The following is a 14564-nucleotide window of genomic DNA, read 5'->3' on the forward strand; positions in this document are numbered from 1 at the left end:
CGGCGCTCGCGGTCGTGCCCGCGCTGCTGCTACCTGGCCGGGCCCGAGCTCACCTGGGCCTCTCGTAGACGGCTACCGTCAGCGGCCGGGGACGCTGACGCGCCCACCCCCGTCCCCAGCGGTAATCGCAGTCCCCCGCCGGTGACCGGCACCGGGCTCGCACCGCGCTGCCCCGCCCGGAGTCGCCACACACGACAAGATGCCGATACCGGCAGGCATCCTCCCCCGGTCACGGGGTAGTCCGACCGTCGAGTCGTCCCCCACCCCCGAAAGGCGAGCACCCATGAACGAGACGCCCACCGGCCTGGACACGCAGGTCGTGGTGGACCGGAGGGTCCTGGCAGGCTACGACAACTACCTCGCGGCGCAGCGAACCGTGGACGGGCTCTCCGACGCGGGATTTCCCGTCGAGAACGTGGCGATCGTCGGCAGCGACCTGAAGCTTGAGGAGACCGTCACCGGCAGGGTGACCAACGGCCGGGCCGCGCTCACCGGAGCGGGCAGCGGCGCGGCCTTCGGCGCCGTGGTCGGGATGTTCCTCGGGCTGTTCACCTCGACCACGCTGTCGTTCATCGTGCTCGTGCTCTGGGCCGCCCTGTGGGGCGCCGTGATGGGCGCCGCGTTCGGATTCATCAACCACGTCTTCACCGGCGGCAAGCGGGACTTCGCCTCGCGCAGCGCGATCGTCGCCGGCCGCTACGACGTGCTGGTCACGGCCTCGCACCTGGACCACGCCCGTGCCATCCTGGAGTCGTCGCTCCCCGGTCCGGCCGACACCGTCGTCGTGGAGGTCCCGCCGTCGGCCGGCATGTACGACCCCGCCGCCGCGCAGACCACCGCCCCCGGCCACTCCACCCCCGCGCAGCCGCTCACCACGGACCTCCCCCCGCAGCCGACCGCCCCCGGTCTCTCCGGCCGCCCGGTCACCTCCGGCCTCCCCCCGCAGCCGGTCACTCCCGACCTCTCCGCACGCCCGGCCATCTCGACTCCGCCTCCGGCCAGGCCGGTCACCTCCGCCCCGGACGCCCCCGCCCCCACGCCGCCGAGCACCGAGGACCGGCCCGCTCCGGAACAGCCCCGCTCCTGAAACACACCCGGTACGCCCCGGGCGCCAGGGGCGTACCGGAGACAGGCCGCCGGCACCCGCAGGGGCGGCAGAAAAGGCGCGTGGCACATCGTTCTTCGCCCCGGAGGTCCGCCGGGAATCCGAACCTGCCCCCTCCGCTCCCGCTTCTCGCCTCCCTCTGATGAGGTGGGCGACGGCCGATCCCTGACCGTTTCGAACACCGGAACCACAACGGGAGCGATTCAACTGCCCGATAAAACCGGCAATCCACTCGCTAAGCATAATGATCCGGATTCCCAGCGAAAGCACTCCAACAAAGCCTGATTTTCCGGTCAACCAGCCCTTTGCCTAAGACGTCTCACAAGCGGAACATTCCCCTTTTTCAGGAGCCCTGCTTGTTGAGACGTCTGCTCGCCGTCGCCGCCCTGGTCGGCAGCGCCATGATCGCGCCGACTGCGGTCGGTGCCGTCCACGCCGCCACCACGGTTTCCGCGCCCGTCGCGACCTCGGCCGCCGGATGCACCTACCGGCGCGACGGTCAGGTCTGGCGATGCATCACACCGGGCGCGTTCTGCCCGGCGGCCGCGCACGGCAAATACGGATACGCGAAGGTGACGAACAAGAAATATAGGTGCATAAAGGCCAGCGGGGACATCAGATGGCGATGGAAGCCCGTTCGCTGACCCCGGACACGAAACTCCGACGAGAACGTGCAGCAGAATAGGGCATTTTCTAGATTTGTCGGAAATGCCTGGGCATCTCGCTCTCTTTATCCGGGTGTTCACCGCGTGTGTGAACACCCGGATCGAGGAGAGCCCGGGGCCGGTCAGCCCTTGACGCTGCCGGCGAGCAGGCCACGGACGAAGTAGCGCTGCATCGACAGGAAGACGATCAGCGGGATGACCAGCGAGACGAACGCGCCCGAGGTCAGGCGCTGCCACTCGTTGCCCTTGGTACCGGCCATCTGCGCCAGCCGTACCGTCATCGGGGCGCTGTCGGGAGTGCCACCTGCGAAGATCAGGGCCACCAGCAGGTCGTTCCAGACCCAGAGGAACTGGAAGATGGCGAAGGTGGCCAGCGCGGGACCGACCAGCGGCAGGACGATCGTGCGCAGCACCTTCCCGTGGCTGGCCCCGTCCACCCTGGCCGCCTCCACCAGCTCGCCGGGGAGCTCGGACATGAAGTTGTGCAGCAGGAAGACGCCCAGCGGCAGCGCGAAGCAGGTGTGGGCGAACCAGACCTGGATGAAGCGGGCCGGCCCCTCCAGGTCCCAGGCAGGCAGCAGTTGGACGCCGAAGGCGGAAACGCCCTCGGAGAAGAACGACAGCAGCGGCACGAGCGACATCTGCAGCGGCACGATCTGCAGCGCGAAGATGCCGATGTAGATCCACTCACGCCCACGGAACGGCAGCCAGGCCAGCGCGTACGCCGCGAAGGTGGCCAGCGCCAGCGGGAAGAGCACCGACGGGATCGTGATGACCACCGAGTTGATCAGGAAGCTCATCATCTGGCCGGACGACGAGGAGGTGCCGAACAGGACCTGCTGGTAGTTCTCCAGCGTGATCTGCGGGTCGGAGAAGAACGTCCACCAGCCGGTGGTCTTGATCTGGTCCTCCGGGCGCAGCGAGGAGAGCAGCAGGCCGAAGGTCGGGGTGGTCCACAGGACGGCGATGACGATCGCGACGGCACTGGCGACCCGGCCGCTCAGCCGCCGCCGTACGCGTTGCGGCGCGTTCTCCGCCCGGGTCCGCACCGCGGTATGGGTCAACGTGGCCACGTGGCCTCCTCCGTCCGGGGCGTGCTCGCGCAGCCTGATCGCCCGGTCACCTCAGGGCCTCCCTGCGCTGGCGGATCTGGTAGATCACGATTGGGGTGACCAGTACGAACAGGAAGACCGCGAGGGCCGCGCCCTTGCCCGTCTCGCCGTACCTGAAGGCCTGGTTGTACATCTCGTTGGCGATGACGCTGGTGTCGAACTGGCCGCCGGTCATGGTCCGGACGATGTCGAACAGCTTGAGCGTGCCGATCGACTGGGTGACCATCACGACCACGACGGCCGAGCGGATGGACGGCAGCGTCACCCTGAAGAACATCTGCAGCGGGGTCGCGCCGTCCAGCTTGGCGGCCTCGACGATCTCGGCGGGGATGCCCTTGATCGCCGCCGAGAGCACCACGGTGGCGAAGCCCGCCTGGATCCAGACCATGACCACGATCAGGAAGAGCGTGTTGAGCGGGGGTTCCTGGAGCCACTGCTGTGGCTCGCCGCCGACGGCGACCACGAGCTGGTTGAGCAGGCCGATCTGGTCCTGCTCCTCGGAGCGGTAGGCGTAGACGAAGCGCCAGATGATGCCCGCGCCGACGAAGGAGATCGCCATCGGCAGGAAGACCAGCGACTTGGCGAGCGACTCGAAGCGGGTGCGGTCCACCAGGACGGCGTAGACCAGTCCGACCGAGGTCACCAGCAGCGGGACGAGCAGCACCCAGATGAGGGTGTTGCGCAGTACGGTCACCGCTTCCGGCTGGGTGAACATCCAGCCGTAGTTGTCCATGCCCACCCACTGCTTGCCGTCACCGCTCATGAACGACAGCAGGGTGGTCCTTACGGCCGGTACGACCAGGCCGATGGTGAGAAGTGCGAGTGCGGGCAGCAGCAGGATCGTGGCGTGGATCCAGGCGCGCCGTCGCATCGGGGCGCGGTCGACCAGCAGCAGTATCACCGCGACCACCACGAGGAACGCGGCGACGCCGATCAGCAGTTGGACGAGTTTGGGCAGTTCGGCGGCGAAGTCGAAGTCCATCGGAGGATCTCCCGGGAGGATCGGGCCGGGGGGAACGACGGTCCGGTCCCGCAGCACGCGGGACCGGACCTATCGAGTTATGTCAGGACTTGGGCCAGGAGGCCTCGATGTAGTCGAGGACCGTCTTGGTGTCCTTGCCGTTGATCCAGTCGGTCATGCCCTTCCAGAACGTGCCCGCGCCCACCGCGGCCGGCATCAGGTCCGAGCCGTCGAAGCGGAAGATCGTGCTCGGGTCCTGCAGCATCTCCATGGAGAGCTTGTCGATCGGGTTCTGGGCGTTGGCCGGGTCGACGCCCTTGCGGGCGGTGACATAGGTGCCCAGCTTCATCCGGGCGGCGGGGAACTCCGCGGAGGCGAGGTAGGCCTGGACGGTCTGGACCTCGGGACGGTCGGCGAAGGCCGCCACGAACTCGCCCGCGCCGAGCACCGGCTTCTTGGCCGGGTCGTTGCCCGGCAGGTAGAAGGCGAACACGTCGCCGTCCTCGGCGACCTTGGTGCCCTCGGGCCAGAAGTTGGCGTAGAAGGACGCCTGGCGGTGCAGGGCGCACTTGCCCTCGGTGATCGGGACGCCGCCCTCCTGGAAGGCGGTGCTGGCGATCGACTTGACCGGGCCGTAGCCGCCGTTGACGAACTTGTCGTTCTTGAGGATCGCGCCGACCTTGTCCACCGCCGCGACGACCTTGGGGTCGTTGAACGGCAGTTTGTGGCTCACCCAGTCGTCGTAGCCCTCGGGGCCGATCTCCCGGAGCAGGATGTCCTCGATCCAGTCGGTGGCCGGCCAGCCGGTCGCGTCACCGGACTCGATGCCCGCGCACCACGGCTTGATGCCGGTGCCGGCGATCGTGGTGCTGAGCGTCATGAGCTCGTCCCAGGTCTTGGGGACGGCCCAGCCCTTCTCGGTGAACATCTTCGGCGAGTACCACACGAAGGACTTCACGCTGGCGCCCAGCGGGGCGCCGTAGAAGGTGCCGTCGACCGTGGAGTACTTGGCCCAGTCCGCAGACCAGCCCTCGCCGGTGAGCTTCTTGACCTCTTCGGAGGCGGGCTTGAGCTTGCCGGCCTTGGCGAAGCGCTCCAGCAGTCCCGGCTGGGGGAAGAAGGCGATGTCGGGGGGGTTTCCGCCGTCCGCGCGGACCTGGATCTGGGCCTCGAACTCGCCGGTGCCCTCGTATGTGATCTTGATGCCGGTGCACTGGGCGAACGGCTTCCACGCCTGCTCGAAGAGGTCGGCCTCCGTGTCGCGGATCGGCGAGTAGATGCTGACGGTCTTGCCCTCGTGCTTACCGTACTGGCTGAAGGCGGCGCATTCGGGGGACGTGCTGCTGCCGCCGCCCGCCGATGGCTTGGCCTCCGTGGATCCGCATGCGGTGGCGACCAGCGCCAGCCCTATGGTGCCCGCCACCAGGACGGCACGATTGGGCCGAGAGAGGAGCGACATGGACCTTCCTCCATATGTACATTGCCGGGGAGTGAGAGAGCGCTCTCTGGAAGAATTGTCCGCACACCACTCAATGTCAAGAACTGTGATATTACGGTTACAGTCTCATTTTTCTTGACACGATCCGTGCGCTACCGTGATGCTCGTGAGAGCGCTCTCACGGAACAGCCACACAGAATGGGACGGTGAGGACATGACCATGTCCGCCGAAAAGTCCTACGACCTTCGGGACTCCGGCGTGCTGAGGTTTCCCGAGGGCTTCGTCTGGGGTGCCGCGACCGCGGCCTACCAGATCGAGGGCGCCGCCCGGGACGACGGCAGGGGGCCCTCGATCTGGGACACCTTCTCCCGGACCCCTGGCAAGGTCTACTCGGGCCACACCGGTGACGTCGCATGCGACCACTACCACCGCTATCCCGAGGACGTCGCCATCATGCGCGACCTCGGCCTCGCGGCCTACCGCTTCTCCATCTCCTGGCCCCGCCTGCAGCCCGACGGCTCGGGCCCGGTGAACCCGCGCGGTCTGGACTTCTACGACCGCCTGGTCGACGAACTCCTCGGCGCGGGCATCACCCCGATCGTGACGCTCTACCACTGGGACCTGCCGCAGACCCTGGAGGATCTCGGTGGCTGGACCAGCAGGGAGACCGCCGCGCACTTCGCCGACTACGCCGCGATCGCGCACGGCCGGCTGGGTGACCGGGTCGAGACCTGGACCACCCTGAACGAGCCCTGGTGCTCGGCCTTCCTCGGCTACGCCTCGGGCATCCACGCTCCCGGCCTCGCCGATCCCGCGCTGGGCTTCGCCGCCACCCACCACCTGCTGCTCGGCCACGGCCTGGCCGTCCAGGCACTGCGTGCCTCGGGCGCCACCAAGGTCGGCATCACGCTCAACCTCGCCCCCGTGCTCGGCGACGACGTCGCGGCGACCGAGCTCGTCGACGGCCTGCAGAACCGGATCTTCCTGGACCCGGTGCTCCGCGGCGAGTATCCCGCCGACGTCGTGGAGCGGGCCCGCCGTTTCACCGACTGGTCCTTCGTACGGGACGGGGATCTGGAGACCATCAGCCAGCCGATCGACCTGCTGGGCGTGAACTACTACCACCCGCAGACCGTGGCCGCCCGCACCGGTGAGCCCGCCAACCCCGTCTACCCGGGCAGCGAGGGCATCGCCTTCGGCCTCGCCGACGCGCCGAAGACCGCGATGGGCTGGCCGGTCCAGCCGTTCGGCCTGACCGATCTGCTCCTGCGGCTCTCGCGCGACTATCCGGGCACCCCACTGATCATCACCGAGAACGGCGCCGCCTACGACGACGTCGTCGAGGACGGCGAGGTGCACGACGTTGGCCGCCTCTCCTATCTCGACGGGCACCTGCGCGCGGCGCACGCGGCCATCGAGGGTGGTGCGGACCTACGCGGTTACCTCGTCTGGTCCCTGCTGGACAACTTCGAGTGGGCCGAAGGCTACCGCAAACGCTTTGGCGTCGTACATGTCGATTACGGAACCCAACGCCGTACCCCCAAGGACAGTGCCCTGTGGTACAGCAAGGTAGTACGCCGGAACGGACTGTGAGGGCCCGTCCAACCCTGGAGAAGGTGGCCGCCCGGGCCGGTGTGTCCCGGGCGACCGCCTCACGCGTGGTCAACGGCTCCACGCGCGTGGCGCCGGAGATCCGCGAGGCGGTCAACCGTGCCGTGGACGAGCTGGGCTACGTGCCCAACCAGGCGGCGCGGAGCCTGGTCACCCAACGGGCCGACTCGATCGCCCTCGTCTTCCCCGAACCGGCGACCCGGGTCTTCTCCGAGGATCCCACCTTCTCCGGGATCATCCGGGGGGTCAGCATGGAGATCGAGGAGGCCGACAAGCAGCTCGTGCTGATGCTCACCGGCCTGGCCGGCGGTTACCAGCGGGTCGAGCGCTACGCCACCAACGGCCACGTGGACGGCGTGATCATCGCCTCGATGCACGGAACCGACCCGCTGCCCGGCATCCTCGCCAGGCGCGGCGTGCCGGTGGTGTGCAGCGGCCGGCCCAGCGTGCCCAGCAGCCTGCCGTACGTGGACATGGACAACGTCGGCGGCGCCGAGCGTGCGGTGCGGCACCTGGTGGAGCAGGGGCGCCGCCGGATCGCGACCATCGCGGGACCGCAGGACATGATCGCCGGGATCGACCGGCTCAACGGCTACCGTGCCGTGCTCCGCGACTCCGACCGCCGCTCCATCGTCGCGGTCGGCGACTTCACCCGCGAGTCGGGTACGTCGGCGATGCGGCAGCTGCTCGCCGACGACCCGGAGCTCGACGCGGTGTTCGTGGCCAACGACCTGATGGCACTGGGCGCGCTTACGGCCCTGCGCCAGGCGGGACGGCAGGTCCCCGGCGACGTCGCGGTGGTCGGCTTCGACGACATCCCCGCCGCGTCCTACACCGAGCCCCCGCTGACCACGGTCAGGCAGCCGACCGTCGAGATGGGGCGGAGGCTCGCCCGCATGGTGCTCGACCTGGAGGAGAAGGCACAGGTGATGCTCCCCACCGAGCTGATCGTCCGGGGATCTACGACGACGCCCTGACGACCAGTTCGGTGGAGACGATCACGGTTTCGGCGGGCCCCCCGTCGAGGAGGCCGAGCAGGAGACGGACCATGGCCGCGGCCTGCTCGGCGTGCGGGGTGTGGATGGTCGTGAGCGGCGGGTCGGTGTAGCGGGCGGCCTCTATGTCGTCGTAGCCGACGATCGCGACGTCGCCGGGGATCTGCCGCCCCGCCTGACGGAGCGCGTGCATGGCGCCGATCGCCATCAGGTCGTTGGCGGCGAAGACCGCGTCGAGCTCCGGGTCGTCGGCGAGCAGTTGCCGCATCGCGACCGCCCCGGACTCCCGGGTGAAGTCGCCGACCGCGATGATCGAGCGGCGGTCGGAGTCGCGGAGCACCTCGCGGTACCCGGCCAGCCGGTCCTGGCCGCCGATCATGTCCAGCGGTCCCGCGATGGTGGCGATGCGCCGCCTGCCCCGCTCCAGCAGGTGCCGCACGGCGGTGGCGGCGCCGGCGACGTTGTCGTTGTCGACGTAGGGTATCGCGACCGGCACGGCCGGCCTGCCGTAGGAGACGACCGGGACGCGCAGCCGGGTGAGCGCGACCGGCAGCGGGTCGGCGCCGTGGCTCGACACGAGCATGACGCCGTCGACGTGACCGCCGGCTATGTAGTTCTCCACCCGGGCGTGGCTCTCCGGCGACCCGGCCAGCAGCAGCACGACCTGCTTGTTGACGGCCTCCAGCTCCAGGCTGGCCGAGCGGATGACCGTGGAGAACATCGGATCGTCGGAGAACACCCGGTTCGGCGACTCCGAGACGACCAGCGCGACCGAGTTGGTCCGCTGGGTCGCCAGGTTCCTCGCCGCCCCGTTGGGGACGTAGCCGAGCTCGTTCACCGCGCGCATGACCAGTTCTCGGATGTCGGCGGTGACCGTGGTCTGGCCGTTCACCACCCGGGAGACGGTCGACCGGGAGACCCCGGCACGGGCGGCGACCGCCTCCAGGGTGGGTCGTTTCATCGTGTTCCCCTACAGTCCGTTGCGCGCGATGACCTCGCGATACCAGAGCGCGCTGTCCTTGAGCAGGCGCCGCTGGGTGGCGAAGTCGACATGTACGATCCCGAATCTCCGCCGGTACCCCTCGGCCCATTCGAAATTATCCAGCAGCGACCAGACCAGGTAACCACGCACGTCCGCCCCGTCCGCGATCGCGGCGTGCACGGCGCGCAGGTGGCCGTCCAGATAGTCGGTCCTGCGCGCGTCGTGGACGCGGCCGTCCTCCACGACGTCGTCGAATGCCGCGCCGTTCTCGGTGATGATCAGGCCGACCTCCGGGTAGTCGTCGGAGAGCCGCACCAGCAGGCGGGAGAGCCCGTTCGGCACGATCGGCCAGCCCATCGCGGTGGCCGGCACGCCGTCCGCCGGGCAGAACCTGATGTCCTCGCTGCCCGGCCACGCCGCGTCGGCCGCCTGGCCGGGACCCGACTCCACCACGCATGGGTTGTAGTAGTTGATACCCAGCAGGTCGATCGGCTGGTTGATGATCGCCAGGTCGCCGTCCCGGATGTGGTCGACGCCACCGTTGCGCCCGACGATGTCGAGGAACTCGGCGGGATACTCCCCGCGTACCGCAGGGTCGATGAACTGCCTGGTCAGCAGGGTGTCGATCCGGCCGACCGCCTCCGCGTCCGCCGCCGAGGGCGCGGCCCCCGGATCGGCCACCTGGGCCGGGGTGATCACCGGCGACAGGTTGAGGACCAGCGAGATCTCCCGCGCGCCCGCCTCGCGGAGCGCCCGTGCGGCCAGCCCGTGTCCCAGCAGCATGTGGTGGGCCGCGCGGAAGGCCGCCGCGGGGTCGGTCCTGCCAGGCGCGTGCACCCCGTTGCCGTAGCCGAGGAAGGCCGCCACCCACGGCTCGTTGAGGGTCGTCCAGTTGTGGACGCGATCCCCCAGCCGCGCGTACACGGCCGCCGCGTACTCGGCGAACCGGTAGGCGGTGTCGCGCTCGGGCCAGCCTCCCGCGTCCTCCAGCGCCTGCGGAAGATCCCAGTGGTAGAGGGTGACGTACGGCGTTATGCCCGCCTCCAGCAGCCGGTCCACCAGACGGCTGTAGAAGTCGAGGCCCCGCGCGTTGACAGGGCCGCTCCCGTGCGGCTGGACCCTGGGCCAGGCCACCGAGAACCGGTACGCCGCCAGGCCCAGCTCGCTCATCAGCGAGACGTCGTCGGCGTGCCGGAAGTAGTGGTCGCACGCCACGTCGCCGGTGTCGCCCCCGGCGACCTTGCCCGGGGTACGCGAGAAGGTGTCCCAGATCGAGGGCTCGCGGCCGTCCTCGCGCACGGCCCCCTCGATCTGGTAGGACGCGGTGGCCGCGCCCCAGACGAAACCGGTGGGGAAGTCCGCACGCCCTTCCGTAAGGGTGGCCCCCCGAGTGCCGACGACGGTCATCCCTTCACCGCTCCCTGCATGATTCCTCCGATGATCTGTTTACCGAGAAGAGCGAACACCAGCATCAGCGGCAGGGTGCCGAGCGTGGTGCCCGCCAGGCCGAGCACGTAGTCGTTGACGTATCCGCTGGCCAGCGTGGACAGGGCGACCTGCACCGTCGGATCCTCCGGGGTCAGCACGACCAGCGGCCAGAAGTAGTCGTTCCAGACCGACATGAAGGTGAGCATGCCCAGCACCGCCGCCGCCGGGCGGGCGGTCGGAAGCACGACGTGCCAGAACAGGCCCCAGGTGCTGCAGCCGTCGACCCGGCCTGCCTCGAGCAGCTCGGTCGGCAGCGCCCGGGAGAGGTACTGGGTCATGAAGAACACGCCGAACGCGTTGACGAGCGCGGGCACGATCAGCGCGTACATGGTGCCGGTCCACTCCAGCTTCACCATCAGCATGTACAGCGGGATGATGCCGAGCTGGGTCGGCACCATCATGGTCGCCACGGTGAGCAGGAGCAGGGCGTTGCGGCCGCGGAAGCGCAGCTTGGCGAAGGCGAACCCGGCCAGCGTGGAGAAGAACATCACCGCGATCGCGACGGAGCCGGAGACCAGGACGGAGTTGACCATCGCCAGGGCGAAGGGGACGGTGTCGAAGACGCGGGCGACGTTGGCGAAGAAGTTACCGCCGGGCAGCAGCGGCGGCGGGACGTCGGCCAGGGCCGCGTTGTCGCGTGAGGCCACCACGATGCTGTAGTAGAGCGGCAGCATGGAGAAGAACGCCACCGCCGCCAGCGTGAGATAGGTGAGCCTGCGGGCGGCCGTGGAGCGCCGGGCTCCGGAGACGGCGGTACGGGCGCTCACGTCAACCCTCCCTTCGCGCGGCGGGTGATCAGGTAGTTGACGCCGGCGACCAGGACGATGAAGACGAACATCATCCAGGAGATGGCCGAGGCGTAGCCGAAGTCGAGCTTGGCGAAGTTCTCGTAGATGAACAGCGAGAGCGTCTGGTACTGCCGGTCCACCCCTCCGGTGATGAGGTAGGAGCCGAACAGCAGCGGCTCAGCGAGAATCTGCATGGCACCGATCGTCGAGGTGATGACGACGAAGATGATCGTGGGCCTGATCATCGGGATGGTGATCCTGCGGAGCTGGGTCATGTCGCTCGCGCCGTCGAGGGTGGCCGCCTCGTACAGCTCACGCGGCACGGCCTGCATGGCCGCCAAGAAGATCAGCGCGTTGTAGCCCGTCCACCGCCACATGATCATGATGGAGATGGCGACGTGGGAGCTCAGCACGCCCTCGTTCCAGGCGACACCCTCGACGCCGAACAGCGACAGCGTCCAGTTGATCATGCCGAAGTCGCGGCCGAAGAGCTGGCTGAAGATGACCACCACCGCGACCACGCTGGTCACGTTGGGCAGCAGCAGCGTGACACGGAAGAAGGTCTGCGCCCGCAGCGGCCGGTTGAGCAGGTGGGCCAGCCAGATGGCCAGCAGCAACTGCGGAACCGTGGACAGCACCCCGATGGACAGGGTGTTGAAGGTGGCGTTCCAGAAGTAGTCGTCGGCGAGCAGCGTCCTGAAGTTCTCCAGGCCGACGAAGGGCTGTTCGTCCCGGAGCAGCGTCCACTCGTGCAGGCTCACCCAGGCGGTGTAGGCCAGGGGGAACAGCCCGAAGGCGGAGAACAGCAGGAAGAACGGGGCCACATACGCGTACGGCGAGCCTTTGACGTCGAGTTGGTGGACCAGGTGGCGGCGCAGGCGGCGGCGGGGCCCCGTCGGCTTGCCCGCCGGGGCCGCCGCCAGGCGATCGGGTGCCCGAGTGGCCATGGCAGCTCCTTTCCAGGATTCGTTGGTGAGGACGGGCGTGCGGCTCAGGTGGGCGGCAAGCAGGTGGCCGACCGGTGCGAGACCAGTCGGCCGAAGGGGCGGCTACTTGATCCTGCTGACGTCCTCAAGCGCCTGCTTCCAGGCTTCCTCGGGGTTCTGCTTGCCCTGGTCGACCCGCTGAAGGCCGTTGCCGATCGCCTGCAGGACGTCACCGCCCTTGGGACCGACGGGCTGCGGCTTGAGCGCCTTGGCGGCGTCGGTGAAGATCTTGCCGATCGGCGCGTTGCCGAAGTACGGGTTGACGTACTCGGACACCGCCGGGTCGTCGTACAGTGCGGGCAGCGAAGGCAGCGCGCTGGCCTCCTTGAAGAGCTTGATCTGGCTCTCCTTGCTGGTCAGCAGGTTGATCAGTTCCGCGGCCTCCTTGGGGTGCTTGCCCTGCTTGGGCAGCATCAGGTGGGTGCCGCCCTGGTTGCCGCCGCCGCCGGGCACCGCGGCGATGTCCCAAGTGCCCTCACCGGGCTTCTGGTCCTTGATCGTGCCGGTCTTCCAGGCCGGGCAGACCATGGTGGCGAAGGTGCCCTTGGCGATTCCGGTGTTCCACGGCGGCGAGAAGGCGGCGAGGTTGGCGGAGAGACCGTTGTCGATCATCTTCACGCCCGTGTCGAACGCCTTGCGCACCTCGGGGTTGGTGGCGGCGACGATGTTGTACTGGTCGTCGTAGAAACCGACGGGGGCCTGCTCGACCATGGCGCGGAAATGCTCACCGGGACCGTCGGTGAACTTGGCGCCCGCCACCTTGGCCGCGACGAACTTCTTGCCGGTCTCGATGTAGCCGTCCCAGGTCGGCCAGAGCGCCGACACCTCGTCACGGCCGGTTGGCAGGCCGGCCTTCTTGAACAGGTCGGGGCGGTAGCACATGGCCAGGCCGCCGACGTCGGTGCCCAGTCCCATGAGCGAGGAGCCGTCGTTGGAGACGCCCAGCTTCCACTTCCAGTCGAGGTACTCGCTCTGGCGCGAGTCCAGCCCGTAGTCCTTGAGGTTGTAGAACTTGTCGGGCACCGGCGTGAAGGAGGCGATGTAGCCGCCCTCGACCGCGACCACGTCCGCGGCGCCCGCGCCGGTGGTGAGCTGCGTGATGAGGTTGGCGTGGTGGTCGTTGAACTGCGCGCGGCGCTCCACGATCTCCACGTTGGGGTGGGTCTTCTTGAACTCCTCGTACAGCGGCGCGAAGTGGAAGTCGCTGAACAGCCCGACGGTCAGCTTGATCTTCTCGGCCGGCTGGGAGGCCGCCCCACCGTCTGCGGTGGTACCGCCGCCGTCGCCGCCGCAGGCGGTGAGGCCCAGGGCCAGGGCGGAGACGGCGACCATCGGGGCGAGGAACCGGTGGCGTGACTTACGCATGGAACCCTCCTTGGGTCCTCATAAATGATCATGGAGAGAGCGCTCCCTGAGCAGATTGATACCAACGGGGTTGCGTGTCAACGGCCCCCCGAACGCCGACCTGCGCCCTAAAGTCGACTTTTCTTGGAGAGCGCTCTCCCAGAGTTCGAGGCGTTTTCCCAGGTCAAGCATGTTTAAGAGTTAGATTTAGCAGTGGATGGAGCGCTCCCACAATAAAAGGTCACATTAAGGTCGCGTTTCCATCGTGTTCCACGATGCTGCTCCACACCCTTGACACTCCTCGCGAGCCGGGTCACTCTCTCAACCAGAGAGCGCTCCCCAGTGACTCTCAACAGGGCTCCACCCGTCGCCGGCCACCCGCGGCGTGGATGCCGCCGACTGTGGACCAGGTGGACCAGGTGGCCCGACGACTCGTCCCACGGCCGGGTCCCAGCATGCCCACGCGCGCCGTTACTCCGGTGGTGAATCCCGTGCGCCTCGCCTCCCCGCCCGCTCCACGCTCCTTTCCCGAAGGACGACGCGGGAGCCATCCCGTCCCCGTGGCTCTCGTGGCGGCGCCGGACCCCGTAGAGTCGTCCGGCCGGTCGGAAATCGACCGGCGCGTATCCAACCAAGGAGAACCACGTGGCACTGGAGAAGCCGGAGATCGACTTTCCGGAAGGCGCCCCGCCCTCGGAGCTGGAGATCGTCGACATCGTCGTAGGGGACGGCCCGGAGGCCAAGCCGGGGCACCAGGTCACCGTGCACTACGTCGGCGTGGCCTTCTCGACGGGCGAGGAGTTCGACGCGTCGTGGAACCGCGGCGACGCCTTCCAGTTCCCGCTGGGCGGGGGCCGGGTCATCGCGGGCTGGGACCAGGGCGTCGCGGGCATGAAGGTCGGCGGCCGTCGCCGTCTCACCATCCCGCCGCACCTCGGCTACGGCAACGCCGGTGCGGGTAACCGCATCAAGCCCGGCGAGACGCTCATCTTCGTCGTGGACCTGCCGGACCGCGCACCCGTTCCCGCCGATGGCGGCGTGTCGGCGACGGTGCCGGCGACGGTGCCGGAGGAGGTCGCGGTCGTGGC

12 protein-coding genes and 1 pseudogene are annotated in these 14564 nt (G+C 68.6%); 5 read left to right on the forward strand and 8 right to left on the reverse strand.

Annotation, left to right across the window (positions count from 1 at the left end; all coding sequences use genetic code 11):
• Positions 1-283 precede the first annotated feature (283 nt).
• Both ABZ260_RS31205 and ABZ260_RS31210 read left to right on the forward strand, forming a co-directional pair.
• Positions 284-1087 carry a general stress protein gene (locus ABZ260_RS31205; protein ID WP_355624981.1) on the forward strand — a complete coding sequence of 268 codons (804 nt, stop codon included), beginning with the start codon at positions 284-286 and terminating at the stop codon, positions 1085-1087.
• A gap of 374 nt (positions 1088-1461) precedes the next feature.
• On the forward strand, positions 1462-1749 hold the full coding sequence (locus ABZ260_RS31210; RefSeq protein ID WP_355624983.1) for a hypothetical protein: 288 nt from the start codon (positions 1462-1464) through the stop codon (positions 1747-1749).
• A 143-nt stretch (positions 1750-1892) separates the two neighbouring features.
• On the opposite strand, the gene ABZ260_RS31215 is transcribed toward ABZ260_RS31210, so the two are convergent.
• The 3 genes from ABZ260_RS31215 to ABZ260_RS31225 all read right to left on the reverse strand — a co-directional run bounded on the left by ABZ260_RS31215 (position 1893) and on the right by ABZ260_RS31225 (position 5302).
• Positions 1893-2843 (reverse strand): carbohydrate ABC transporter permease, encoded by a 951-nt coding sequence (locus ABZ260_RS31215; RefSeq protein WP_355624985.1) that lies wholly within the window; start codon positions 2841-2843, stop codon positions 1893-1895.
• A 46-nt stretch (positions 2844-2889) separates the two neighbouring features.
• Entirely contained in the window at positions 2890-3864 is a 975-nt protein-coding gene (locus tag ABZ260_RS31220) for a sugar ABC transporter permease (protein WP_355624987.1), read from the reverse strand.
• Between the two features lie 82 nt (positions 3865-3946).
• Positions 3947-5302, reverse strand: a complete 1356-nt coding sequence (locus tag ABZ260_RS31225; RefSeq protein WP_355624989.1) for an ABC transporter substrate-binding protein — start codon at positions 5300-5302, stop codon at positions 3947-3949.
• 193 nt (positions 5303-5495) lie between these two features.
• Between ABZ260_RS31225 and ABZ260_RS31230 the strand changes: the two genes are divergently transcribed.
• Together ABZ260_RS31230 and ABZ260_RS31235 are read left to right on the forward strand one after the other, a co-directional pair.
• The gene (locus tag ABZ260_RS31230; RefSeq protein WP_355624991.1) at positions 5496-6875 is read left to right on the forward strand and encodes a GH1 family beta-glucosidase; all 1380 of its coding nucleotides are present in this window, start codon (positions 5496-5498) and stop codon (positions 6873-6875) included.
• The gene (locus tag ABZ260_RS31235; RefSeq protein ID WP_355624993.1) at positions 6872-7870 is read left to right on the forward strand and encodes a LacI family DNA-binding transcriptional regulator; all 999 of its coding nucleotides are present in this window, start codon (positions 6872-6874) and stop codon (positions 7868-7870) included. Before ABZ260_RS31230 ends, ABZ260_RS31235 begins: the two co-directional genes overlap by 4 nt.
• Here ABZ260_RS31235 and ABZ260_RS31240 read toward each other — a convergent pair.
• The 5 genes from ABZ260_RS31240 to ABZ260_RS31260 form a co-directional block, all read right to left on the reverse strand.
• Positions 7854-8849 (reverse strand): LacI family DNA-binding transcriptional regulator, encoded by a 996-nt coding sequence (locus tag ABZ260_RS31240; RefSeq protein WP_355624995.1) that lies wholly within the window; start codon positions 8847-8849, stop codon positions 7854-7856. The two genes, ABZ260_RS31235 and ABZ260_RS31240, sit on opposite strands and share 17 nt — an antisense overlap.
• A gap of 9 nt (positions 8850-8858) precedes the next feature.
• Positions 8859-10277 carry a GH1 family beta-glucosidase gene (locus ABZ260_RS31245; RefSeq protein ID WP_350925943.1) on the reverse strand — a complete coding sequence of 473 codons (1419 nt, stop codon included), beginning with the start codon at positions 10275-10277 and terminating at the stop codon, positions 8859-8861.
• Positions 10274-11125 (reverse strand): carbohydrate ABC transporter permease, encoded by an 852-nt coding sequence (locus ABZ260_RS31250; protein ID WP_350964185.1) that lies wholly within the window; start codon positions 11123-11125, stop codon positions 10274-10276. Before ABZ260_RS31250 ends, ABZ260_RS31245 begins: the two co-directional genes overlap by 4 nt.
• Entirely contained in the window at positions 11122-12093 is a 972-nt protein-coding gene (locus ABZ260_RS31255; protein WP_355624998.1) for a sugar ABC transporter permease, read from the reverse strand. The genes ABZ260_RS31250 and ABZ260_RS31255 overlap by 4 nt, the downstream gene beginning before the upstream one ends.
• Positions 12094-12195: 102 nt before the next feature.
• Complete coding sequence (locus tag ABZ260_RS31260) at positions 12196-13497, reverse strand: extracellular solute-binding protein (protein WP_355625000.1); 1302 nt, start codon at positions 13495-13497, stop codon at positions 12196-12198.
• 624 nt (positions 13498-14121) lie between these two features.
• Here ABZ260_RS31260 and ABZ260_RS31265 point away from each other — a divergent pair.
• Positions 14122-14493 (forward strand): annotated as a pseudogene (locus ABZ260_RS31265) (FKBP-type peptidyl-prolyl cis-trans isomerase); the annotation flags it as partial.
• Positions 14494-14564 lie beyond the last annotated feature (71 nt).

This window comes from Streptosporangium sp. NPDC006013, from assembly GCF_040614275.1.
Taxonomy (GTDB): Bacteria; Actinomycetota; Actinomycetes; order Streptosporangiales; family Streptosporangiaceae; genus Streptosporangium.